This window comes from Allobosea sp. AAP35 (assembly GCF_001295925.1).
Lineage (GTDB): Bacteria > Pseudomonadota > Alphaproteobacteria > Rhizobiales > Beijerinckiaceae > Allobosea.
On sequence record NZ_LJHQ01000044.1, the window covers coordinates 1 to 21,178 of the forward strand.

25 protein-coding genes are annotated in these 21,178 nt (G+C 66.8%); 10 read left to right on the forward strand and 15 right to left on the reverse strand.

The window, feature by feature from the left end; all coding sequences use genetic code 11:
• Positions 1 to 505 (reverse strand): inositol monophosphatase family protein (locus IP69_RS14900; protein ID WP_282568243.1); only part of this gene is annotated, 505 nt, incomplete at its 3' end.
• Positions 506 to 755: 250 nt separating this feature from the next.
• On the opposite strand from IP69_RS14900, the gene IP69_RS14905 reads away from it, so the two are divergent.
• On the forward strand, positions 756 to 1,277 hold the full coding sequence (locus tag IP69_RS14905) for a DUF6101 family protein (RefSeq protein WP_054143625.1): 522 nt from the start codon (positions 756 to 758) through the stop codon (positions 1,275 to 1,277).
• Between the two features lie 7 nt (positions 1,278 to 1,284).
• Here the strand turns inward: IP69_RS14905 and ubiA are convergent, their stop codons facing one another.
• Together ubiA and IP69_RS14915 are read right to left on the reverse strand one after the other, a co-directional pair.
• Positions 1,285 to 2,265, reverse strand: coding sequence for a 4-hydroxybenzoate octaprenyltransferase (gene ubiA, locus IP69_RS14910; RefSeq protein ID WP_054143626.1), 981 nt, complete (start codon positions 2,263 to 2,265; stop codon positions 1,285 to 1,287).
• Positions 2,266 to 2,284: 19 nt separating this feature from the next.
• Positions 2,285 to 2,734, reverse strand: a complete 450-nt coding sequence (locus tag IP69_RS14915; RefSeq protein ID WP_054143627.1) for a hypothetical protein — start codon at positions 2,732 to 2,734, stop codon at positions 2,285 to 2,287.
• Between the two features lie 264 nt (positions 2,735 to 2,998).
• On the opposite strand from IP69_RS14915, the gene IP69_RS14920 reads away from it, so the two are divergent.
• The 4 genes from IP69_RS14920 (at position 2,999) to IP69_RS21510 (ending at position 6,919) form a co-directional block, all read left to right on the forward strand.
• Complete coding sequence (locus tag IP69_RS14920; protein ID WP_054143628.1) at positions 2,999 to 3,745, forward strand: 16S rRNA (uracil(1498)-N(3))-methyltransferase; 747 nt, start codon at positions 2,999 to 3,001, stop codon at positions 3,743 to 3,745.
• Positions 3,746 to 3,914: 169 nt separating this feature from the next.
• Positions 3,915 to 5,084 carry a carboxylate-amine ligase gene (locus tag IP69_RS14925; protein ID WP_054143629.1) on the forward strand — a complete coding sequence of 390 codons (1,170 nt, stop codon included), beginning with the start codon at positions 3,915 to 3,917 and terminating at the stop codon, positions 5,082 to 5,084.
• Between the two features lie 177 nt (positions 5,085 to 5,261).
• The gene (locus IP69_RS14930) at positions 5,262 to 6,659 is read left to right on the forward strand and encodes a glutamate--cysteine ligase (protein WP_054143630.1); all 1,398 of its coding nucleotides are present in this window, start codon (positions 5,262 to 5,264) and stop codon (positions 6,657 to 6,659) included.
• A gap of 86 nt (positions 6,660 to 6,745) precedes the next feature.
• Positions 6,746 to 6,919 carry a Flp family type IVb pilin gene (locus IP69_RS21510; RefSeq protein ID WP_082359355.1) on the forward strand — a complete coding sequence of 58 codons (174 nt, stop codon included), beginning with the start codon at positions 6,746 to 6,748 and terminating at the stop codon, positions 6,917 to 6,919.
• A gap of 35 nt (positions 6,920 to 6,954) precedes the next feature.
• Here IP69_RS21510 and IP69_RS14935 read toward each other — a convergent pair whose 3' ends face one another.
• Positions 6,955 to 7,836 carry a LysR substrate-binding domain-containing protein gene (locus tag IP69_RS14935; protein WP_054143666.1) on the reverse strand — a complete coding sequence of 294 codons (882 nt, stop codon included), beginning with the start codon at positions 7,834 to 7,836 and terminating at the stop codon, positions 6,955 to 6,957.
• Positions 7,837 to 8,008: 172 nt separating this feature from the next.
• Between IP69_RS14935 and IP69_RS14940 the strand changes: the two genes are divergently transcribed.
• Positions 8,009 to 8,428, forward strand: a complete 420-nt coding sequence (locus IP69_RS14940; RefSeq protein ID WP_054143631.1) for a DUF1127 domain-containing protein — start codon at positions 8,009 to 8,011, stop codon at positions 8,426 to 8,428.
• A 70-nt stretch (positions 8,429 to 8,498) separates the two neighbouring features.
• On the opposite strand, the gene IP69_RS14945 is transcribed toward IP69_RS14940, so the two are convergent.
• The 5 genes from IP69_RS14945 to IP69_RS14965 form a co-directional block, all read right to left on the reverse strand.
• Positions 8,499 to 9,416 carry a DUF937 domain-containing protein gene (locus tag IP69_RS14945; protein WP_082359356.1) on the reverse strand — a complete coding sequence of 306 codons (918 nt, stop codon included), beginning with the start codon at positions 9,414 to 9,416 and terminating at the stop codon, positions 8,499 to 8,501.
• Positions 9,417 to 9,419: 3 nt separating this feature from the next.
• Positions 9,420 to 10,865 carry an MATE family efflux transporter gene (locus tag IP69_RS14950; RefSeq protein WP_054143633.1) on the reverse strand — a complete coding sequence of 482 codons (1,446 nt, stop codon included), beginning with the start codon at positions 10,863 to 10,865 and terminating at the stop codon, positions 9,420 to 9,422.
• Positions 10,862 to 12,721 carry a monovalent cation:proton antiporter-2 (CPA2) family protein gene (locus IP69_RS14955; protein WP_054143634.1) on the reverse strand — a complete coding sequence of 620 codons (1,860 nt, stop codon included), beginning with the start codon at positions 12,719 to 12,721 and terminating at the stop codon, positions 10,862 to 10,864. The genes IP69_RS14950 and IP69_RS14955 overlap by 4 nt, the downstream gene beginning before the upstream one ends.
• A gap of 136 nt (positions 12,722 to 12,857) precedes the next feature.
• Entirely contained in the window at positions 12,858 to 13,163 is a 306-nt protein-coding gene (locus tag IP69_RS14960; RefSeq protein WP_054143635.1) for an addiction module antidote protein, read from the reverse strand.
• A gap of 1 nt (position 13,164) precedes the next feature.
• Complete coding sequence (locus tag IP69_RS14965) at positions 13,165 to 13,461, reverse strand: type II toxin-antitoxin system RelE/ParE family toxin (RefSeq protein WP_054143636.1); 297 nt, start codon at positions 13,459 to 13,461, stop codon at positions 13,165 to 13,167.
• Between the two features lie 132 nt (positions 13,462 to 13,593).
• Between IP69_RS14965 and ispH the strand changes: the two genes are divergently transcribed.
• Genes ispH through rnhA form a run of 3 tightly spaced genes read left to right on the forward strand, consistent with a single transcriptional unit; the run spans position 13,594 to position 16,007 of the window.
• On the forward strand, positions 13,594 to 14,559 hold the full coding sequence (ispH, locus tag IP69_RS14970; protein WP_082359358.1) for a 4-hydroxy-3-methylbut-2-enyl diphosphate reductase: 966 nt from the start codon (positions 13,594 to 13,596) through the stop codon (positions 14,557 to 14,559).
• Positions 14,560 to 14,583: 24 nt separating this feature from the next.
• Entirely contained in the window at positions 14,584 to 15,549 is a 966-nt protein-coding gene (locus IP69_RS14975; protein WP_054143638.1) for a homoserine kinase, read from the forward strand.
• 11 nt (positions 15,550 to 15,560) lie between these two features.
• Positions 15,561 to 16,007 carry a ribonuclease HI gene (rnhA, locus tag IP69_RS14980; RefSeq protein WP_054143667.1) on the forward strand — a complete coding sequence of 149 codons (447 nt, stop codon included), beginning with the start codon at positions 15,561 to 15,563 and terminating at the stop codon, positions 16,005 to 16,007.
• Between the two features lie 35 nt (positions 16,008 to 16,042).
• On the opposite strand, the gene IP69_RS14985 is transcribed toward rnhA, so the two are convergent.
• The 4 genes from IP69_RS14985 to IP69_RS15000 form a co-directional block, all read right to left on the reverse strand.
• Positions 16,043 to 17,116: a PAS domain-containing sensor histidine kinase gene (locus IP69_RS14985; RefSeq protein ID WP_054143639.1), complete on the reverse strand. Its 1,074-nt coding sequence runs from the start codon at positions 17,114 to 17,116 to the stop codon at positions 16,043 to 16,045.
• A 238-nt stretch (positions 17,117 to 17,354) separates the two neighbouring features.
• Positions 17,355 to 17,804: a GNAT family N-acetyltransferase gene (locus IP69_RS14990; protein ID WP_054143640.1), complete on the reverse strand. Its 450-nt coding sequence runs from the start codon at positions 17,802 to 17,804 to the stop codon at positions 17,355 to 17,357.
• A 153-nt stretch (positions 17,805 to 17,957) separates the two neighbouring features.
• Positions 17,958 to 18,443, reverse strand: a complete 486-nt coding sequence (locus IP69_RS14995; RefSeq protein WP_054143641.1) for a peroxiredoxin — start codon at positions 18,441 to 18,443, stop codon at positions 17,958 to 17,960.
• 51 nt (positions 18,444 to 18,494) lie between these two features.
• Complete coding sequence (locus tag IP69_RS15000) at positions 18,495 to 19,346, reverse strand: protein-disulfide reductase DsbD domain-containing protein (protein ID WP_054143642.1); 852 nt, start codon at positions 19,344 to 19,346, stop codon at positions 18,495 to 18,497.
• A gap of 163 nt (positions 19,347 to 19,509) precedes the next feature.
• On the opposite strand from IP69_RS15000, the gene IP69_RS15005 reads away from it, so the two are divergent.
• A complete protein-coding gene (locus IP69_RS15005) occupies positions 19,510 to 20,121 on the forward strand; it encodes a YqgE/AlgH family protein (RefSeq protein ID WP_054143643.1) in 612 nt (203 codons plus the stop codon).
• A 234-nt stretch (positions 20,122 to 20,355) separates the two neighbouring features.
• Here IP69_RS15005 and IP69_RS15010 read toward each other — a convergent pair whose 3' ends face one another.
• The gene (locus tag IP69_RS15010; RefSeq protein ID WP_054143644.1) at positions 20,356 to 20,940 is read right to left on the reverse strand and encodes a Fic family protein; all 585 of its coding nucleotides are present in this window, start codon (positions 20,938 to 20,940) and stop codon (positions 20,356 to 20,358) included.
• The gene (locus IP69_RS15015; RefSeq protein ID WP_054143645.1) at positions 20,937 to 21,158 is read right to left on the reverse strand and encodes a hypothetical protein; all 222 of its coding nucleotides are present in this window, start codon (positions 21,156 to 21,158) and stop codon (positions 20,937 to 20,939) included. Before IP69_RS15015 ends, IP69_RS15010 begins: the two co-directional genes overlap by 4 nt.
• Positions 21,159 to 21,178: the final 20 nt, after the last annotated feature.

The window sequence follows — 21,178 nt, forward strand, 5'->3', positions numbered from 1 at the left end:
GCTTGGGCCCGGCAATCCGGGCCGAGCCGAGGCTCGTGATCGTCGTGGCCGCGATGCCGGCGCCGTTCTTCTGGGCCCCGCCGCCGCGCAGGGTCGTGTAGGTGGCGTCGCAGGCCGGCGCATGGACGACGCCGAGGATCGGCTCGCCCTCGTCGAGCAGCGCCACGCAGACCGCCCAGTCCGGCGAGCCGCTCATATAGGCGCGGGTGCCGTCGATCGGGTCGACCACCCAGACGAAGCGGCGCGACAGCCGCAAGGCGTCGTCGACGGTCTCCTCGGAGAGCCAGGCGGCCTCAGGCAGCAGCACGGAGAGGCGGATGCGCAGGAAGGTGTCGACGCCGATATCGGCTTCCGTCACCGGCGAGCCACCGCTCTTCGACCAGGTTCGCGCGGCAGTCCTGGCGCCGGGGCGAAACAGATCGGTGGCGATCGCGCCGGCCTCCAGGCAGCTTTCGTGGACGGCCTTGAGCAGATCCGGTGCGATGGGTAGCGAGGGCGTGCTCATGGGTTTTCCGTACGAATGGCGCCGTCGCGCTTCAAGCCGAAAATGCGCCCGCGCACCGAAAGATTCCATCAAGCATCATGCATGAAACAGGCCATTGGAGGCATAGAACGGGGCGAAACACGCTCCTTTAACCCAAACGCTTAAGTGCTCGGAGAGGCCTGGGACGCAACCTCACCTGGCAAGCACGAGAGCCCCGAACCTCACAGAGGGCTCCGATGCCGCAGGGATTACAGCAGAGGCGTTTGAACCCATGGCCAGAGTCACCACAGCCGTCGGGGAGTTCGGTTTCAGGCCGGACCTCCCCGGCTGCGCCAGCGATCCGACGATCGTTGCCCGCAACCCGATGCCGGCCCAGCCCGACGCGCCGCGCATCGAGCGGATCGGCTCGGTGCGCATCCTGCGCGGCGCCACCGGCTGGCGTGGCATTGCGCTGCGGCTGGCCAACGCGACCGGCAGCGACGAGGTCTTCCAGCTTGCGCTGACGGCTGGCGATGGTCGTTCGATCACGATTGCGACGGTGGACCAAGACGATGCCGTGGCGCTGTGGCGCGATTGCGGCCGGGCGAGCGGCATGCCGCTTTTGCTGGAAACCAGCGACGGCGAAATCTCCGCGCCCTTCCCGCAGATCGGCCCGCTCGCTCTGGGCCCGATCCGGGTTCGCCGCCGGCATGCCTTCCTGAACGGCCGCCGCCCGCGCTTCCTCGTCCGCCGCAAGACCGGCAAGCTGGCCGAACGCCCGGTCGTGGTCGGCGGCGACCGGCTGACCGACTGAGTCGGCCCTAGATCGAGGTCAGCGAGCGGGCGAGCGCATCGAGCGCAAACCCCGCCGCCAGCAGCAGACCGGCATGCCAGTTCGAGCGGAAAAGGGAGAGCGCGACCTGCGCGCTCGCCCCCTTCAGCTTCGAGACCTGCCAGCCGAGATGGCCCGCGAAAGCGGCGACGCCCGCAAAGGCGACCGGCCCGCCGCCCGCGCTCCAGGCGGCGAGCCCGGCGAGCACGACCGCGAGCGCGAAACACGCGGCGATCGCCTCGCGGCCATGCTCGCCGAAATAGCGCGCGCTCGATTTGATGCCGGCGATGACGTCGTCCTCGATGTCCTGCATCGCGTAGATCGTGTCGTAGCCGACCGTCCAGACGATCGCGGCGGCGTAGATCAGATAGGCCGGTGCCGAAAGCGAGCCGAACACCGCGCTCCATCCGAGCAGCCCGCCCCAGGAGAAGGCGAGCCCCAGCACGAATTGTGGCATCTGCGTGATCCGCTTCATGAACGGATAGACCGCCACGATCGCCAGCGAGGCGATGCCGGCCGCGATGGTGAAGGCGTTGAACTGCAGCAGCACCACGAACCCGACCAGCGACAACGCAACCATGAACACGGCTGCCGCCTTGGTCGTGATCTGGCCCGAGGGCAGGGGGCGCCCGCGTGTGCGCGCCACCTGCGCGTCGAGCTTGCGGTCGATGATGTCGTTGAAGGTGCAGCCTGCGCCCCGCATCACCACCGCGCCGATCAGGAACAGCAGACAATGCCAGGGATCGGGAAAGGGCTGCCCGTCCGCGATCGCCGCCAGCCCCGCCGCCCACCAGCACGGCAGCAGCAGAAGCTGCCAGCCGATCGGCCGTTCGATCCGTGCGAGCTTGAGATAGGGCCGCAGGCGGCGTGGCGCGCGCGTGTCGACCCAGTGACCGGTCAGCGCATCGGGCAGGGGCGCGTCGGACCCCGGCGGGTGCGGCAGGGGCGCGCCAGGCGTCGGAATCGGCATGGCGATCCCGAGCGTGAGATTAAAGTGCGCCCTGCGGAATGCGCATGCCGCCGCCGGTGATGGAATCGCCGCCGCCGAACGGGTTGCCGCTGCCCTGGGCCTGCTGCTGGGCCCGGCGCATCATCTCGGCCTGCTGCTTCACCGCGTTGCAGGCCTGGTTGCGAATGGTGGCGGCCTTCTGGTTGTCCGCCTTCATGCCGTCGATGAACGAGGGCGGGATCTGGCACCAGTCCTGATTGTCGGTGGCGAATTTGACGGTGGTCGCGCCATTGCTGACCAGTTTTCCCATCGTGCTGCACGCCTGTTGCGGCGTCAGCTTGCGCTTCGACTTCTGCGCGGCGTTCAGCGAGGCAACGAGCGACTGGCGCTCCTGCAGAAGCGTCTGCATCTTCTCGCAGCCGGAGGCCTGCGCCTGAGCGGGAGCGGCATCGAGGAAAGCGGCCGTCGCAAGGCCGATCGTTGCGATCATTCCGGAAGCCAACCTACGCCGCATTTTGATGTCGCTCCGACTGGTCTGCGCGGGCGCCGCGCCCCTCGCGATTTCCTTAACAGCAAGGTCGTGCTAGCGCCAAGAACCATTGCAGGTCCACCGACCATTGCAAATCGGCGTCGCGATCACCCGTCATACGCTGCTGAGGTGGTGTGGATAACCCCGGATTGTGGCGGTTTTCGCGCATGGCGATACCACCGGGCCTCGGATACCGGGCGGGGGCATGAAGGAGATGTTGAATCGATGTCGTTGCCCGATTTTGCCCGCTATCGCCTCTGCCTCGCGCATGATCTCGCAGCCGGCGCGCGGCTACCCCTGGAACGCGAGCAGGCGAATTATCTGATCAGCGTCCTGCGGATGAAGCAGGACGACACCGTGCTGGTCTTCAACGGGCGCGATGGCGAGTGGCTGGCCGCGATCACCGTCGAGGGCCGCAAGCAGGCGAGCCTGACACTGGTCAAACAGACGCGCACCCAGCCGCCCGCGCCTGATCTGCATTATCTGTTCGCGCCGCTGAAGCACGCCAGGCTCGACTATATCGCCCAGAAGGCCGTCGAGATGGGGGCGGGAATCATCCAGCCCGTGCTGACGCGCCGCACCCAGGTGGCACGGCTGAATTTCGACCGGATGCGGGCCAATGCCATCGAGGCTGCCGAGCAATGCGGCATCCTGTCCTTGCCCGAGATCCGCAGCGAGCAGACGCTGGATGCCGCGCTGGATGCGCTCGATCCGCAGCGCCTGCTGATCTTCTGCGACGAGGCCATGGCGCAGGAGAGCCCGCTGGCGGCGCTCTCGCGGGCGACGCCGGGGCCGCTTGCCGTGCTGATCGGCCCCGAAGGCGGCTTCGACGACGCCGAGCGCAGCCGCATCCTCGCCAGACCGGGAACCCTGGCGATCTCACTGGGTCCGCGCATCCTGCGGGCGGATACGGCGGCCGTCGCCGCGCTGGCGCTGGTCCAGGCCGTGCTCGGCGATTGGCCGAGGGGCTAAAGCCACGCAAACGGCGGAACGTGCCGTCGTCTGGGACGTTGCCCCGACGTGCCGGGGGACGCATTCTCGACTCAATGCAGAGCAGTCTGGCGCGCGGCCTTTTCAGGCTATCGTGCCGGCCTCTCATCGCCAGCACGTCCGTAGCGACCGTGCCGACGAGGATGACGCCATGAACCAAGCCTGCCGCTTCGGTATCGAGGAAGAGTATTTCCTGTCGGATGCCAACACCCGGGGGATCGTCCGCAAGGTCTCGCCCGCCTTCATCAGGGCGGCCCAGCAGACCTACCCCGACGAGGTCCAGCGCGAGATGCTGCAGTCGCAGATCGAGGTGGCGACGCCAGTCTGCGAGACGATGGCGCAGGCGCGAGCCTCGCTGACGACCTTGCGAACCGGGCTTGCGGGCCTTGCCCTCGAACACGAGATGCTGCTGCTCGCCTGCGGCACGCATCCCAGTGCGGCCTGGGCGCGCCAGCGGACCACCGACGCCTCGCGCTACGATGGGCTGATGCGCGATCTGCAGATGATCGGCAGCCGCAACCAGATCTGCGGGCTGCATGTCCATGTCGAGGTCGAAGACGAGGACACGCGCATCGCCCTGATGGCGCGCATCATGCCGTTCCTGCCGCTGCTGCTGGCGCTTTCGACCTCCTCGCCCTTCTGGCAGGGCCTGCGCACCGGGCTGATGGGCTACAGGCTCGCCGCCCATGGCGAGTTGCCGCGCACCGGCCTGCCCGAATTGTTCATCGATCCCGCCGATTATCGCTCTTATCTGGACACCATGGTCGCAGCCGGGGCGATTCGGGACGGCAGCTATATCTGGTGGGCGGTCCGCCCCTCCGACAAGCACCCGACGCTGGAACTGCGGATCGCCGACAGTTGCACCCGCCTCGACGACACGCTCGCCATTGCCGCGCTCTATCGCTGCCTGGTCCACCACCTGCTGCGCAGGCCCGACCTCAATGCCGACCTCACGCCGGCGACGCGCGGCATCGCCGCTGAAAATCTCTGGCGGGCCCAGCGCTATGGCATTCATGGCGGCCTGATCCATGCCGAAAGCCGCAGCATGCGCAGCGTGCCCGACATCCTCGATGATCTCGTCGAGCAACTCGCCGAGGATGCCACCGCGCTCGGCTGCCAAGCCGATCTGGCCGCCTGCCGGGACATCGCCGCGACGGGCACCAGCGCCGATGTCCAGCTCGCGGTCTATGAGGAAGCGCGTGGGCGTGCGGGCGGGCAGGCGGCGGGCCTGGCCGCCGTCGTCGATTGGATCGCGTCCGAAACCCGGCTCGACCGGTCCGGCTGGGCGCGCGACGAGAGGCGCGGCGGCAACGCGGCTTGATCGGCGGATGGTCAGGCCTGCATCGGCTGCTCGGCAATGGCCCGCCAACGCGCAGCACAGGTCGTTGTCGAGCGTTCGCGGGTCGCCTATGTCTGGCACATCTCGAGCCTAATCCGCCGTGCTTGTTTCGGGCGCGGATGGGAGCCTGGCCGTCTTTGTTGTTCTGCCGGAGCGCCCATGGCCCGCGATGTGTCCGATTCGACCCCGGTCGGTTCCAAGGACGAACTGATGTCCTGGATCGCTGCCGGCGAGAAGCCGCCTTCGGCGTTCCGCCTCGGCACCGAGCACGAGAAGTTTCCGTTCTATCGCGACGATCTTGAGCCGGTTCCCTATGAGGGGCGCCCGGCTGCCGAGGGTCGCCCGGCCGCCGGCGGCATCCGCCATCTGCTCGAAGGCATGCAGGCGAAGCTGGGCTGGGAGCCGATCATCGATGCGGGGCATGTCATCGGGCTGGCTGGGCCCGATGGCGGCGGCGCGATCTCGCTGGAGCCGGGTGGCCAGTTCGAGCTCTCGGGCGCCCCTGTCGAGACCCTGCACCAGACCGCAGCCGAACTCGCAGGCCACCTCGCGGATGCGACGGCGGTCGCGCGGGAGCATGGCATCGGCTTCGTCTCGCTCGGCCATTCGCCGCTCTGGACGCGGGCCCAGACGCCGATGATGCCCAAGAGCCGCTACAAGATCATGGCCGACTATATGCCGAAAGTCGGCACGCGCGGCCTCGACATGATGTTTCGCACCTGCACGGTGCAGGTGAATCTCGATTTCGCCACCGAGGCCGACATGGTGCGGAAGCTCAGGGTCTCGCTGGCCCTGCAGCCCCTGGCCACCGCGCTCTTTGCCGCCTCGCCCTTCACCGAAGGCAAGCTCAACGGCTTCCAGTCGATGCGTTCGGAAATCTGGCGCGACACCGACAAGGCGCGCTCGGGCATGCTCGCCTTCGCCTTCGACGAGGCGATGTCCTATGAAGCCTATGTCGATTGGGCCCTCGACGTGCCGCTCTATTTCGTCAAGCGCGGCGATACCTATCACGACGTCGCCGGGGCCTCCTTCCGCGATCTGATGGCGGGAAACCTGGCGCAGTTGCCGGGCGAGACAGCGACGATTTCCGACTGGGCGAACCATCTCGGCACGCTGTTCCCCGAGGTCCGGCTCAAGCGCTTCCTGGAAATGCGCGGTGCCGATGCCGGCCCGCCCGCGATGCTGAACGCGCTGCCGGCCTTCTGGGTCGGTTTGCTCTACGACCCCTCGGCGCTCGATGCGGCCTGGGATCTGGTCAAGGGCTGGAGCGAGGAGGAGCGCCAGTCGTTGCGCGACGCCGTTCCAAGGCAGGGACTTGCCGCGACGGTGGCCGGGCGCAACCTGCGCGACATCGCCCGTGATGTGCTGGCCTTGGCACGCACCGGTCTGGTGCGCCGCGCGCACCGCAACGAGGCGGGCGCCGATGAAGCGGCGTTCCTCGATCCGCTCGACGCGATCGTCGCCAACGACCGGACGCTGGCGCAGCAACTCGTCGCGCGCTTTGACGGCACCTGGGGCGGGCGGATCGCGCCGCTGTTTGCTGAATTCGCGCTGTAGCAGGCCGGGGCAAAATGCAGAATCGGGAAGGATCAGCGCGATCGCATTAACGATTTGGCGGAACTTTCGCTTTATCGTCTCTCATCATGCGCAAATTCGCCGCCCTTGTCGAAAATTTTGTCCGCGACCAACGGGGCGCGACGGCAATCGAGTACACCTTCATCGCCGCGTTGATGTCCGTCGCGACGATCGCGGCCATGCGCCAGATCGGCCTCAGCGTGAACGATTTGACCAGCGGCGTGATGGCTGGCCTCAAATAAATCGCGCCGCCACCAGCGTCCGTCGGCTCGCGCCGTTATTCCGCCGCCGCCTTGAAGCTCGCCAGATTGTCCAGCGACTGGATGATGTGCTCGGCCAGCGCATTCGACAGCACCGACGGGTCGAACCGCGTCCGCAGCAGACCGATCTTGCATGAGGGCAGCGCCGCATAACCCTCGGACGGCCCCAGGATCCGCATGCCGGGCCTGACCGCGCTTTCCGGTAGCACCGAGACGGCGAGCCCCGCGATCACGGCCGCGCCGACCGCAGTCGAGTTCCAGCTCGCATAAAGCACGCGGAAACGCCTCCCCTTGCTCTCGAGCGAATCGACCGCCGCCTGGCGCCAGTTGCAGTTGGGCCGGCCCAGCGCCAGCGGCAGCGGGTCTTCCTCATGCACGGCATGGCGCGCCGAAGTCACCCAGAGCAAGGGCTCGATCCGGATGATCTCGCCCTGCCCGCGGCTTTCGACATGGGTGATGATGGCCAGGTCGATGTCGCCGGTGGCGATCCGTTCGGCCAGCATCGGCGTCGGCTCGCAAACGACCGTTACTTCGGCACGCGGGTTGGAGCGGGCGAAGCGGGCGAGAATCTCCGGCAGATAGCGATCGGCATAATCATCGGGCACGCCGAGCCGGATGCGCCCCTTGAGGTCGGCATCGGTGAAGCTAGCGACGCATTCGAGGTTGAGCCGCACGATCCGCCGCGCATAGTCGAGCAGCCTTTCGCCATCCTCGGTCAGCTTGGCGTGGCGCCCGTCACGGCCGAACAGCGGCCGGCCGACGCGTTCTTCCAGCCGCTTCATCTGCATCGAAACCGCCGACTGCGTCTTGAAGACGATCTCGGCGGCACGGGTAAACGAGCCGGTGTCGGCAATGGCGACGAAGGTCTTCAACTGGTCGGCGTCGAGCACATGCGCCATGGCGGCCTCTTGCGATCGGATCATCAATATTCGTGGCGTCAGGCATCATAAGCATTCGTTTGGCTGATGACCAGCGCAAAGCTATCGTCTCGGCAGTCTCCAGTCCCTGCCAGCGGCGCGTCCAGGCAGGGTCGGGGGATGCCCCGTCGCTTTTGATCCACAGGAGGCCGTCATGCTGCTCATGACCATCGCCACGAAGTCGCTCTCGTCCGTTTCGGCCGGTGCCACGCGCGTTGCGACCCGTGGATCGGCCGCCATCGTGTCCCTCGCGAAAGCCCTGATCCACCGCCGCGAAGTCTTGCGCCTCGGCGAACTCGACGAGCGCGGTCTCAAGGATATCGGCCTCGTCCGCTCCGATCTCGATGGCGCGCTCGCCGTCTCCTGGCGGTCCGATCCATCCGTCATCCTGGCGCAGCGGTCGAGCGCGAGGTCCGGCGTCGCCGCGCTTCGCAGGCAGGCCGCGCTTCACCACGCAGAACTGCATCCGACCGCGCAGTCCCCTGCGGTGCAGCCCGTCGAGGCCATCCGCCAGTCAGCCCAGCCGCTGGCCGCGCAGGCCCTTAGCGCCATTCCGGTTGCGTGCAGCGCCTGACCCCTTGGGGCTGCACGTTCCTCAGGGCGGGAGCTTCGTGCTTCCGCCCTTTTTTATGCGCGGTCACCCCTCAGCGTCTGGCCTGCCCGCCGAACATCGTGTCGAAGATCGATTTCATCGCCTGCTGATGGCTGTCCTGCACCTGTCGGCCGGTCTCGAACATCTGGTTGAGCGCATCGAGCCCGATCGCGCCGGGCCCGGACTGAGCGGTCGAGGGCGCGTCGTCCGCTGCGCGTTCCGCCGTCGCGCGCGGGGAAGGCGCCGCGCGGGGCTCTGGCTCGGCTGGCGGCGCTGACGCGCCACCCAGCATTCCGCTCAGGATCTGGCCGAGCATGCCGCCCATCTGGTCCATGCCCATCTGCCCGCCCGGCATCTGACCGCCGCCGAAGGGACCGCCGCCTTGCGTCTGGGCCCCGGTCGGCGCCTGGGCGTTGCCGAACATTCCGCCGAGGATCGCTTCGAACGGGTTGGCCGGCGGGGCCGGCTGCGGGGGTGGCGCCGGCTGCATCCCGGGCATCTGGCCGCGCATCATCTCGGAAAACTGCCCGAGGATGCCGCCCATGCCCTGGCTGTTCATCGATTTGAACAGCCCGCCCATCACCATCGAGGCGATGATCGGCAGCATCTGCTTGAGCACGGCCTGACCGACGCCGCTCGTCGCCGCAGCCTGCGCCGCGACCGCGTTGCTGACGTCCTTGGAGCCGAAGATCTGGCTGAGGACATCGTTTCCGGCGCTCGTGGCATTGTCGGGAATGCCGTTGCCATTGGCATCGAAGATGCGGCCGAAGGGCTGGGCCGTCATCATCTGCGCCAGCGAGCCGAAGGAATAAGGGTCCGTCGTCTGGCGCTGCAGCCCCATCGAGAACGCCGGCAGCAGCGCCTCAATCGCGGCCTGCGTCTGCTGGGGGCTGAGACCGTATTGCTGCGACAGGTTCTGCATCGCCTGGCCGTTCTGGGCCTGCTGCATCATCTGGAACAGGTTCATCATGGCTTAGCCTCCCGCGGCCGCGCGGTCTGACGCCGCCTGCCGCGAGACGATAGCAGCGTCGGGGGGCGAGGCAAGCGGGGCGCGACGAGCGGCTGCGCGCTCCAGCCGCGCAATGCCGCGATAGGCGAAGACCAGCGCCAGCACGCCGAAGGCGACCGCGCCCAGCGCCGAGCCGACGAGCGCCCCCTGCGGACCCGCGTACTGCGCGCCGAGCCAGGCCAGCGGCATCGTCCCCAGCGTCGCTCGGCCCCAGCTGAACAGCGTCGACTGGAACGGCATGCCAAGATTGTTGAAGGCGGCATTGGCGACGAAGAGCAGACCGACGAACAGCCACATCGGCCCGGCGATCAGGCAGAAGAACATCACCAGTTCGCGCGTCAGCCCGGTCGCGTCAAAGGCATCGACGATCGGGCCGCGCGCCAGCGCCAGCGCCAGCCCCGACACCACGACGCAGCCGATCGCAAACACCGCCGAAGCGGTCAGCCCGTTTTTCATCCGGTCGAACCGGCCCGCACCCCAGTTCTGGGCCAGGATCGGACCGACCGCGCCAGTCAGCGCAAACAGCACGCCGAAGGCCACCGGCACGAGCCGGTCCATGATGGCCAGCGCCGCCACAGCCGCATCGCCGAACCGCGCGAAGATGCTGGCAAAGACGGCGTTGGCGATCGGGTTCGACAGATTGGTCAGGATCGCCGGCCCTGCGATCGTCATGGCCGCACCGGTATCGCCCCTCAGCCCGGCCGGGCTTGGCCGGGCGATCATGTCGTGGACCCGGACCGCGCCATGAAGGCCCGTTGCAACGATGATGACGCGCGATACCACGATCGCCCAGGCCGCGCCGTCTGGCCCCAGGCCAGCCCAGAAGATCAGCAGCGGATCGAGCCCGGCCGTGACGATGCCGCCGCCCAGCGTCACGAACATGGCGCGTCGCGCATCGCCGACGGCACGCAGGACGCCCGACAATCCCATGCCCACCGCCATCAGGACATTGGAGGGCAGGACGATCCAGAGGAAGGACAGCGCGACCCGGTAGGATTCGTCATGCGCTCCGAGCAGGCGCAGGAGCCAGGGCAGGCAGGGCAGCGCGATGGCGGTCAGCACGACGGCGGCGATTGCCATCAGCGTCATCGTCGAGCCGGCGATCCGCCGTGCGCCGGGCCGGTCGCCGGCGCCCAGCGCGCGTGCGGTCAGGGCCGAAACCGCGATCATCAGCCCGATATTGATCGAGATCATCAGGTAGAGCACGATCGTGGCGAAGCCGACGCCGGCCGTGGCCTCCGGGCGGCCGAGCCAGGACACGTAGAGCAGCGACAGAAGATCGACCACGAAGATCGCCATCAGGCCGATCGCGCCCGTGCCCGTCATCACCGCGACGTGGCGCATCAGCGAGCCGCTGACGAAGGCGGCCTGTCTGGGACGGGCAGTCTTCGGATCGAGGGTTGCGCTCACCGTTCGGGCTCGCCGACACCGCCGACCGCGACCTCCGCCCCGCCATCCTCGATCACCTCCTGCGTCTCCGCCGTCAGCGCCTTCGATTTCGCCTTGGGCGCCACCAGCGGTTCGGGCGAGACACGCGGCACCTTGTTGATGCCGGCCGCGATGCCTTCATGGAACTGGATCTCCATGCGCTGCGCGTCGCGGTCGCGTACGTTCTCGATGACAAGGCTGGCCTCGTCATAGCTCAATCCCAGCCCCTCCAGCGTCACGCGACCGAAGCCCAGCGCCGATTCGAAGGTCTCGCGCATCTGGAAATCGACATCGGCCTTCATCAACTCGATGGCGTGGACGCGGTCATAGGCGCGCGCATGCAGCCGCGCCTGCGCGAATTCGGCCTTGGCCATCTCCACGATCCGGGATGCCGCATGCCGATCGTCGATGCACACGCAGATGATGCGCGCCTTGCCGGCGCCGGCCGCGCGCAGCACGTCGAGGCGCGTGCCGTCGCCATAATAGATCTTGAAGCCGAACTTGGCCGCCGAGCGGATGCGCTCGACATCGGAATCGATCACGGTGACGTCGATATGCTGCAGCAGCAGCGCCTGCGTCACCACCTGGCCGAAGCGGCCGAAGCCGATGACGACGACCGAGGCTTGGCCCGCGCCCTCGAACGTCTCGTCGATCGTCTCGCGCGTGTCGCGCGACAAGAGCCAGCCATCGATCAGCTTGGCGAGGACCGGCCCGATCAGCATCGACAGCGCCGCGAGCGCGGTCACGATCGCCCCTTGCGACGCGTTGAGCAGGCCCAGCGACACGCCCAGCGGCAACAGCACGAAGGCGAATTCGCCCGCCGGCGAGAGCAGGGCCCCGGCCCGGATCGCCTCCGTGGTGGAGGAGCAGGAGGCGCGCAGGATCGCCGCCGCGATCGCGATCTTGAACAGCACCAGCAGCGGCGCCGCGATGGCGAGCAGGAGCGCGTTGTCGAGCACCAGCCGCAGATCGAGCGACATCCCCACCGCCATGAAGAACAGGCCGAGCAGCACCCCGCGGAATGGCTCGATATCGGCCTCGAGCTCATGGCGGAAATGTGATTCGGCCAGCAGCACTCCGGCGAGGAACGCCCCCATCGCCATGGACAACCCGACATGCTCCATCAGCAGGGCGGCGCCGAGCACCACCAGCAGGGCGGCTGCCGTCATGACCTCCTTGGCGCCGGCCTTTGCGAGCAGATGGAAGAACGGGTTCAGCACATAGCGGCCCGCCAGCACGATCGCGATCAGCGCCAGGATTGCCAGGCCGATCCCCGTCAGGGCCTGCCCCGTGCCGCCGCTGGCCGCCCCCGTGGTCGCCAGCAGCGGCAGCACGGCCAGCGCCGGCGCGATCGAGATGTCCTGGAACAGCAGGATCGAGAAGGTCCGCCTCCCATAGGTTTCGTGCCCGTCGCCGCGCTCTTCCAGCACCTGCAGGGCGATCGAGGTGGCAGACAGGGCGAGCGCCAGCCCGACCGCGACCGCCCCGCCGACCGATAGGCCCAGCCACCAGGCCACAGCGCCGATCGCGAGCGCGCTCAGCGCCATCTGCGAGAGGCCGGCACCGAGAATGTCCTTGCGCATCGAATAGAGCCGCGACGGCTGCAGTTCGAGGCCGACCAGAAACAGCAGCAGCACGACACCGATCTCGGCCGTGCCGCGAATCGCGTCCGGGTCGGCGATCAGCGCCAGCACCGAGGGCCCGATGATGATGCCCGCCGCCAGATAGCCCAGCACGGCCGATTGCCCGAGCTTTCGGAACAGGGGCACGGCGATGACCGCCCCGGCACAGAAGGTCAGGATCGGCGGCAGATAGCTGGTGTGGGATGCGTCGGCCATGGGCAATCCACCGCAATGATGAAGGGCGTGTCAGCGATAACGCTGACGACAGAGGTCCTATCTAGGACGTGCCGCCCGATGATGCGACGCCCTGAACGTAGATGGATCATGCGGGGCTCGCTGGTGCATGCCAGTACTAGCCAAGCGTGGGTTGATGAGATTGCGCTTTCGCCGTCAGCTCGATGCCGAGCGCTTTCATGACGGCAATCGTGGTTTTAAGGGTCGGATTGCCGTTCTCGCTGAACGAGCGATAGAGCTGTTCGCGCGACAGCCCCGTTTCGTTCGCGATCTGCGTCATGCCTTTGGCGCGCGCAACGACGCCAAGGGCGTGAGCGATATAGCTGGCATCTTCCGACGCGAACGCCTCCACCATAAAGGCTGCGATCGCCTCATCGGAAGTCAGTCCCTCGGCCGGGTCAAAGATTGTCAGCTTTTCGGCCACTTTACTCACTCCATTCTTTCGACAGACGTTTCGCCATCTTGATATCCCGCTCTTGGGTGCTCTTGTCGCCGCCGCAGAGCAGCACGACGATGGTGTCGCCGCGCTTCTGGAAATACACGCGGTAACCGGGGCCATGATGGATACGCAATTCGCTGATTCCTTCGCCCACAGGCTCGACATCCCCCGCATGTCCAAAGGCCAGCCTGTCGAGCCGCGCGAAAATCACGGCCCGGGCGCGAACGTCTTTCAGACGCATCCACCATTTCCGGAATGTTTCCGTTTGCCGCAGTTCGATCATGTCTTGATGTAGTTTAAAAACGACATTTCGTCAATGAAAGTGAACGTGGTCATACCGGCCCGCGGCACCGCACTTTCTTGACATCCCCGCCCCGACACCGAAAGAAGACGCCACGCTCACCGGATCGTTTTTGTGACCAAGCCGCCGCTCGATATCCTGCTCTGCGCGCCGCGTGGCTTCTGCGCCGGCGTCGTGCGCGCCATCGACGCGGTCGAGAAGGCGCTGATCCTGCATGGCGCGCCGGTCTATGTCCGCCATGAGATCGTCCACAACAAATACGTCGTCGAATCGCTGAAGCGGAAGGGCGCGGTCTTCGTCGCCGAGCTCTCGCAAGTGCCCGATGCGACGCGGCCGGTGATCTTCTCCGCCCATGGCGTCGCGAAATCGGTTCCCGCCGAGGCCGAGGCGCGAAGGCTCTTCGCCATCGACGCGACCTGCCCGCTGGTCACAAAGGTCCATCGCGAGGCCGAGGTCCACCACAAGCGCGGGCGCCATATCCTGCTCGTCGGCCATGCCGGCCATCCCGAGGTGATCGGCACCATGGGACAATTGCCGCCGGGCGCGATCACCCTGATCGAGACGCTCGACGACGTCGCCACGCTTCAGCCGCCGGCCGGCTCGCCTTTGGCCTATGTCACCCAGACGACGCTCTCGGTCGACGACACCCGCGGCATCGTCGAGGCCTTGCAGGCGCGCTTCCCGGAGCTGATCGCGCCGCACAAGGAAGACATCTGCTATGCCACGACCAACCGCCAGGAGGCGGTCAAGCGCGTCGCGCCGCTGGTCGATGCGCTGATCGTCGTCGGCTCGCCGAATTCCTCGAACTCCCAGCGCCTGCGCGAGGTGGCCGAGCGCGCCGGCTGCCCGGTCGCCCGCCTCGTGCTGCGCACCGACGAGATCGACTGGGACGCATTCGGCGCCATCTCCAGCCTTGGCATCACGGCCGGCGCCAGCGCGCCCGAGGTGCTGGTCGAGGAAATTATCGACGCGTTTGCGCAGCGCTATGAGGTCCGCGTCGAGACGGTTTCGACCGCTGACGAAAACGTTTTTTTCCCGCTGCCGCGCGCGTTGCGCGACGCTCCGGCCGCGGCCGAGTGAGCGGCTCCTTCAGAAAGCGATCCCTTGGCCGTCTACACCGAAGTCCCCGATGACGAACTGGCGGCGTTCGTCGCGCGCTATGGCATTGGCGATCTGCTCTCCGCCAAGGGCATCGCCGAGGGCGTCGAGAACTCGAATTTCCTGCTGCACACGACGCAGGGCTTCTACATCCTGACGCTCTACGAAAAGCGTGTGAACCCCGACGACCTGCCGTTCTTCCTCGGCCTGATGCAGCATCTGGCGGCGCGCGGGTTGATCTGCCCGCAGCCGGTCAGCGACAGCCGCGGCGAGATGCTGGGCCGCCTAGCCGGACGGCCGGCCGCGATCGTGACCTTCCTCGACGGGCTCTCGGTGCGCCGCCCGACGGCGACCCACTGCCAGGAACTCGGGCGCGGGCTCGCCCTGCTGCATCAGGCCGGCGCCGATTTCGCAATGGAGCGGGTCAATGCGCTCTCGGTGCCGGGCTGGCGCCCGCTCGCGCAGCAGGCGGGGCCGGCTGCCGACACGGTCTCGGCGGGGCTCGCCGCCCGCGTTGCGGCCGAGATCGCGGTGCATGAGGCCAGCTGGCCGCAAGACCTGCCGCGCGGCGTCATCCATGCCGATCTCTTCCCCAACAACGTGTTTTTCCTCAACAACGCGCTCTCGGGGCTGATCGATTTCTATTTTGCCTGCACCGACGCCTACGCCTACGACCTCGCCATCTGTCTCAACTCCTGGTGCTTCGAGGCCGACGCGTCCTTCAACCTGACCAAGGGCCAGGCCATGCTGGCGGGCTATGAGAGCGTGCGGCCGCTGACGCAAGCCGAGGTAGAGGCCCTGCCGCAGCTCTGCCGCGGCTCGGCGCTGCGCTTCCTGCTGACGAGGCTGGCCGATTGGCTCAACGTCCCGCCGGGCGCGCTGGTCAAGCCGCTCGATCCGCTCGAATACGATCGCAAGCTCGCCTTCCACCAACGCGTCGCCGATGCGCGCGATTACGGGCTGCGGCGATGAGCGAGACGGCGATGAACGACGTGATCGAAATCTGGACGGACGGCGCCTGCTCCGGAAACCCGGGTCCCGGCGGCTGGGGGGCGATCCTGTCCTATAAGGGCACGCAGAAGGAGCTCTCCGGCGGCGAGGCGATGACGACCAACAACCGCATGGAGCTGATGGGTGCGATTTCGGCGCTGGAATCGCTGACGCGGCCCTGCACGGTCGCGCTGCACACCGACAGCCAGTATCTGCGCCAGGGCATCACGGCCTGGATTCATGGCTGGAAGAAGAACGGCTGGAAGACCGCCGATCGCAAGCCGGTCAAGAATGAGGAGCTCTGGAAGCGCCTCGACGCCGCGCTTGGCCGCCACAAGATCGAGTGGAAATGGGTCAAGGGCCATGCCGGCAACGAAATGAACGAGCGCGCCGACGTCCTGGCGCGCGACGGCATGGCGCCGTTCAAGCCGGGGCGCTGATAGGGCGGCCCGTTGGGGCGCTCGCCCGGCCAGGCTCAGACAGACGCGAAGGCCTCGGTCGCGAGCGGCGCGTCGTCCCGGTCGGCAGCCAGCATGTGCCGCAGGCTCACGACGGTTCCGGGCTTCGCGTCGGTGACGGTGATGTCGGCCTCAAGCTGCTGGGCCAGCGCCCTGACGATGCTCGTCCCCAGCCCTCCCTTGGCGTCGTCGGCTGCTTTGGACATGCCGACCCCGTCATCGACGACATCGAGCGTCCAGGAGGTCTCGTCCGCGCGATAGATCACCTTGATCGTGCCGCCGCGATCGCCCGGAAAGGCGTGCTTCAGGGCGTTGATCACCAGCTCGGTGACGACCAATCCGAGGCTGATCGACATATCCGCATCCACGGTGCTGTCGTCGATCTCGGTCTCGAGCGTCAGCAGCGCCTGATCGGGGATCATCGAAGCCGCGATGCTGCGACAGAGATTGGTCAGATAGGCCCTGAGCGGAACCTGCCCGAGCTGGGATGTCGCCAATTGCTGCTGCAGGGACGCGATCGACATGACGCGGTTGTGAGCGTCCCGGAGATGGCCCCGGCTCTCCTCGGACTGCACCTTGCGCGCGCTCTGCATCAGGATGCTGGCGATGATCTGCAGGCTGTTGGCGACCCGGTGCTGCAATTCCTGCAGGAGGATGGCCTTTTCGCGCAGAAGCTCGTCCTTCTGCCTCTCGCTCCGGCGGGCGTCGGTGACGTCGCTGACCGAGAGCAGCAGGCGGCCCTGGCCGGCTTCCCCGTAGTCGAGCTTATGCGCGTTGACGATCAGGCGCCGCGGATTGCCCGTGCCATGCAATGTCATCTCATAGGCTTCGACGGCGGCAAGGCCGTCAGCAGTCGCCCGCAGCAGCGAGACCAGCTGCGGCACGTTCCATTCGCCCGCTCCGATCGCGCTCAGATGTTGCCCCTCCATGCTGGCGGGATCGAGCTCGAAGGTCCGACAAAACGAACGGCTTGCCACGATGATGGCGAGATCGGAATCGAGCAGCAACAGTGGAGCGTCTGAGGTCGAGATCACCGCGAGTGCCAGTCCAAGTGAAAGCTCGGGCGGGGTTCCGGTTGATGAGGGGGCCATGACTGGCCTTTTTGACTGCCGTGAGCCTTCGGAGTGAAAGCGGGAATCCACAGGTCTCACTGCGGATATCGACCGCTCTGATGGGCGGTCCGTCTCCTCGTGGCGGCATCCTAGCATGCCTTCGCGCCAAGCGCGGGACTATCGCACCGCCAGGTTGTCTTTTGATTCAGATCAAAGGGGGGCGGTCGTGCCGGCGATGAACCACCGTCCAGGCCTGAGGCGAGCCGATCCGCTCCCGTCAGCCCAGGGGCTGGCGATAGACGATGAAGCCCGACTTGTCGGCGACCTTGTCATAGAGCGCGCGCGCCTCGACATTGCTCTCATGCGTCTGCCAGTAGACGCGAAAGCAGCCCTTCGCCTGCGCCATCTGCCTGACCGCCTCGATCAGCGCGCGACCCGCACCGGTGCCGCGCGCTTCGGGGGCTGTGAACAGATCCTGCAGATAGCAGATGTCCCGCGTGTTCCAGGTCGAGCGATGGACCACCCAATGGACGATGCCGATCAGCCGGCCGTCGCGCTGCGCAACGAAGCCGCCCATCGGCTCGGTGCCGCCGGTCAGCCGCGCGAAGGTGGCCTCGGTGATGTCGGGGGTAAGCGTGGCCTTGTAGAAGGTCAGGTAGCCCTGCCAGAGCGGCTCCCAGGCCGCGCGGTCGGTGACGGCGAGGGTACGGATGGTGATGGACGACATGGCGGGCTCCAGTGGCTGGCAGTCACGCTAGCGCCAGGTCCGCCGCCTGTCTCATGACAAGGCGATATCACACCGATCAAGCAGGTCGAACGCCGCATGAAAAAGCCCGCATCGTCCCTCGGACAACGCGGGCCAGAACGAAAGCGCCGGCGCTCAGAGTTTCTCGAGCAGCGCCACGGCGCCGGAGATATCGGCCTTGCCCGGGCCGTCCTCGACATTGAGCGCGCTCACCACGCCGTCCTCGACGATCATCGAATAGCGCTGCGAGCGCGTGCCCAGGCCGAAGCCCGTGCCGTCGAGCGAAAGACCGATCTCCCTGGCGAAATCGGCATTGCCGTCCGACAGGAACTCGATCACGCCTTCGCCGCCGGTCGCCTTGGCCCAGGCGTCCATGACGAAGACGTCATTGGTGCTGGTGACCATGATCGCATCGACGCCCTTGGCCTTGATGTCGGCGGCCTTCTCGATGAAGCCCGGCAGGTGGTTCTTGTGGCAGGTCGGCGTGAAGGCGCCGGGAACGGCGAAGAGCACGACCTTCTTGCCCTTGAACAGATCGTCCGTGGTCTTGGCCGCCGGGCCCTCGCCGGTCATGACCCGGAACGTCGCCTGCGGAAGCTTGTCGCCCACCTTGATGGTCATCGCGCCTGTTCTCCGTGAATGCCTGCGGCAGCCTGCCGCTCGGCACAGGGATTAGGGCTTGGCGGCGGGGATGTCGAGATCGAGCCGCGTTTCGATCGCCGAGGGTCTGCCGCGAACGGTGATGATGAAGGGCACCGGCCCGGCCGAGCCCTTGGGCCGGTCGACGATCCGCAGCAGCGCGACCGTCAAGCCGTCGGCCTGGCGGCTCAGGGTCGGCTTGCCGAAGGACCACATGCCGGCGCCTTCGATGAAGACGTCCTGGACCGTGCCGTCGGCCGGGGCCTGCAGCACGAGCCGCAAGCCCGGCTCGATCGCGCCCTCGTCGAGCTTGGCCTCCAGCACCGCGATCTTGTCCTTCTGCGGCCCGAGCTTGACCGGCGCGGGCACGCGTGCCTCGAAGGACTCCAGCCGGGGCGACGTCACCGCTGTCACCCCCGGCTCCAGCCAGAGCCTCGCCTCGCCCTTGACGGGAACGCAGATCTTCTCGCAGACGGCATAGTCGAGCTTCAGCACGAGCATGACCGGCTTGCCCGGGTCCGTCGGCTGCACCGAGACCGGAATCACCACCTCGCCGACATAGCCCAGCGAATGGCCGGTCGCGTCCTGGAAACGCTCGGGCGCCGGCCAGCGCACGTCGAGCCCACCGATATTGGTCGATCCGCTCCAGTCGAACACCGGTGGCACGCCGAAATCGCCGGGGCTGCGCCAATAGGTCTTGTAGCCGGGCGCCATGACGATCTCGACGCCGACGCGCTGCTTGCCCGATGCGGCGGTGGCGCCGGCGATCAGCCTCAGTGACGAATGGATGCCCTTCGACCAGGGCGACATGGCCGCGTCCTGCGCATGAGCAGGCGCAGCCAGCACCGCCGCGACCAGGACCAGGAGGGACAGAATGCGTTTCACGACCGAGATTTAGGATGCACGGCCTGAAATTGCGACCAAAACCAGCGCCGCTATCGCAACAATCGCGTGATCGCTTGCTGAGGCGGTCGCAGGGGGAGCGATCGTGAATTTCCACCGCCGCCCCCTGTTCCCAGCGCGGGGCAAAGTGCTCTAGCATGGCGGCATGAAAATCGGCTCAAATCAGCGTATCAGTGGCCGCAGCTATCTCGACGGGCAGTGCCTGATCGCGATGCCCGGCATGGCCGACACACGCTTCAGCCGCAGCGTCGTCTATGTCTGCGCCCATTCCGAGGATGGCGCGATGGGCATCATCGTCAATAAGCCGGCGGCCGATACGCGCTTCCCCGATCTCCTCGTCCAGCTCGACGTTATCCCGTCCGAGGAGCTGATCCGCCTGCCGAGCCAGGCCGAGCGCCTGCAGGTGCTGCGCGGCGGGCCGGTCGAGACCAAGCGCGGCTTCGTGCTGCACACGGCCGATTTTTTCCTCGAATCGGCGACGCTGCCGATCGACGACGGCATCTGCCTGACCGCGACGCTCGACATCCTCAGGGCCATCGCCATCGGCAGCGGGCCGGAGAACGCCGTTCTGGCGCTGGGCTATGCCGGCTGGGGTGCGGGCCAGCTCGAATCCGAGATCCAGGCCAATGGCTGGCTGCATTGCGCGGCCGACGCGGCTCTCCTCTTCGACGACGGCATCGAGACGAAATATACCCGCGCGCTGGGCAAGATCGGCATCGACCCCGCCTTCCTGTCGAGCCAGGCGGGACATGCCTGAGGCTGAAGAGATATGAACGGCTGGCTGATTGCTTCCACCGATCTGAGACCCTCGCCGTCATTCCGGGCGAGCGCGGCGAAGACCCGGAATCCATCATAGAGCCCAGACGACCAAGCGACCGCGCTACGATGGATTCCGGAGCTGCGGCGCTTCGCGCCTTGTCGGGAATGACGGGGCGTTCGAACGATAGGGCGCCAAACCGTTCTGATGGTTGATCAATGCATCCGGCGGCAGTCAGCTACGCCCGGTTGCTCGCACCAGAGCCCCGTGAATGCAGTCGGCAAACGGCCCGTATCGCCCGGCATGCGCGGCTTTCGACGCCTCCATCCAGCTCTCACGGACAAGGCGGGTGAGATCGATCGGGTGGCCGGCCTGTCGCGCCAAGGCTTCCAGATAGAGCGCCTGTGTCCTGCCATTCCCTTCGCGAAACGGATGGACGTAGTTGAGGTCGCCGATGACTTCGCCGGCCTTGTCGGCGAAAGCGCGAGCGGACAGGCCCTTGAGATATGCGGCCGCGACGATGCGCCTGTGAATATCGGCCATGCCGGTGGTGATGTACTGGCGGAACTGAAACTGGTTGCCGCCCTTGGCGATCTCGACGGTGCGAAGCTCGCCGGCCCAGTCGTAGACGTCCTGGAACAGGTGGCGATGGATCGCGCGGAGATGGGCGAGGTCGAAGGCGCCGAAGGGGATGCCTTGAGCTGCACGTTGAGAGGCCGCTCGTCGCTCGAAGCGATCAAGCAGTTCGGCATCGCGGAGATTAAGCTTGTTCTTGAGGACGACGAAATCCGGTGGATAACAATAGGCTTCGTCGCTCATTCGGCAGCGTCAGTGAAACGCGCCATGGTGGCCCGTTCGATAATGTGCGCGATCCGCCTTTCATGCGACCATCGCTCACGCTCGAACATTTCGAACATGGCGATATCCTCGGCATCCAGCGGATTGCTCTCGATCTCTTGCAGATGCATGGCTACCAGCCGCCGCTCGCGCGCGGACTCGGCATCGGCCTCTGTCAGTTGATCCGGCACGTGACCCATATCCGCATTCTACCAGATCA

Excerpts from the sequence above, each read along its gene's own strand:
- IP69_RS14905 (WP_054143625.1), top strand. The coding sequence starts at position 756 with ATGGCCAGAGTCACCACAGCCGTCGGGGAGTTCGGTTTCAGGCCGGAC.
- IP69_RS14965 (WP_054143636.1), bottom strand. The coding sequence starts at position 13,461 with ATGATCGAACTGCGGCAAACGGAAACATTCCGGAAATGGTGGATGCGT.
- IP69_RS14925 (WP_054143629.1), top strand. The coding sequence starts at position 3,915 with ATGAACCAAGCCTGCCGCTTCGGTATCGAGGAAGAGTATTTCCTGTCG.
- IP69_RS14940 (WP_054143631.1), top strand. The coding sequence starts at position 8,009 with ATGCTGCTCATGACCATCGCCACGAAGTCGCTCTCGTCCGTTTCGGCC.
- IP69_RS15015 (WP_054143645.1), bottom strand. The coding sequence starts at position 21,158 with ATGGGTCACGTGCCGGATCAACTGACAGAGGCCGATGCCGAGTCCGCG.
- IP69_RS14995 (WP_054143641.1), bottom strand. The coding sequence starts at position 18,443 with ATGACCATCAAGGTGGGCGACAAGCTTCCGCAGGCGACGTTCCGGGTC.
- IP69_RS15005 (WP_054143643.1), top strand. The coding sequence starts at position 19,510 with ATGAAAATCGGCTCAAATCAGCGTATCAGTGGCCGCAGCTATCTCGAC.
- IP69_RS14935 (WP_054143666.1), bottom strand. The coding sequence starts at position 7,836 with ATGGCGCATGTGCTCGACGCCGACCAGTTGAAGACCTTCGTCGCCATT.
- IP69_RS14985 (WP_054143639.1), bottom strand. The coding sequence starts at position 17,116 with ATGGCCCCCTCATCAACCGGAACCCCGCCCGAGCTTTCACTTGGACTG.
- IP69_RS14955 (WP_054143634.1), bottom strand. The coding sequence starts at position 12,721 with ATGGCCGACGCATCCCACACCAGCTATCTGCCGCCGATCCTGACCTTC.
- rnhA (WP_054143667.1), top strand. The coding sequence starts at position 15,561 with ATGAACGACGTGATCGAAATCTGGACGGACGGCGCCTGCTCCGGAAAC.
- IP69_RS14930 (WP_054143630.1), top strand. The coding sequence starts at position 5,262 with ATGGCCCGCGATGTGTCCGATTCGACCCCGGTCGGTTCCAAGGACGAA.
- IP69_RS14945 (WP_082359356.1), bottom strand. The coding sequence starts at position 9,416 with ATGATGAACCTGTTCCAGATGATGCAGCAGGCCCAGAACGGCCAGGCG.
- IP69_RS15010 (WP_054143644.1), bottom strand. The coding sequence starts at position 20,940 with ATGAGCGACGAAGCCTATTGTTATCCACCGGATTTCGTCGTCCTCAAG.
- IP69_RS21510 (WP_082359355.1), top strand. The coding sequence starts at position 6,746 with ATGCGCAAATTCGCCGCCCTTGTCGAAAATTTTGTCCGCGACCAACGG.
- IP69_RS14915 (WP_054143627.1), bottom strand. The coding sequence starts at position 2,734 with ATGATCGCAACGATCGGCCTTGCGACGGCCGCTTTCCTCGATGCCGCT.
- IP69_RS14990 (WP_054143640.1), bottom strand. The coding sequence starts at position 17,804 with ATGTCGTCCATCACCATCCGTACCCTCGCCGTCACCGACCGCGCGGCC.
- ubiA (WP_054143626.1), bottom strand. The coding sequence starts at position 2,265 with ATGCCGATTCCGACGCCTGGCGCGCCCCTGCCGCACCCGCCGGGGTCC.
- IP69_RS14920 (WP_054143628.1), top strand. The coding sequence starts at position 2,999 with ATGTCGTTGCCCGATTTTGCCCGCTATCGCCTCTGCCTCGCGCATGAT.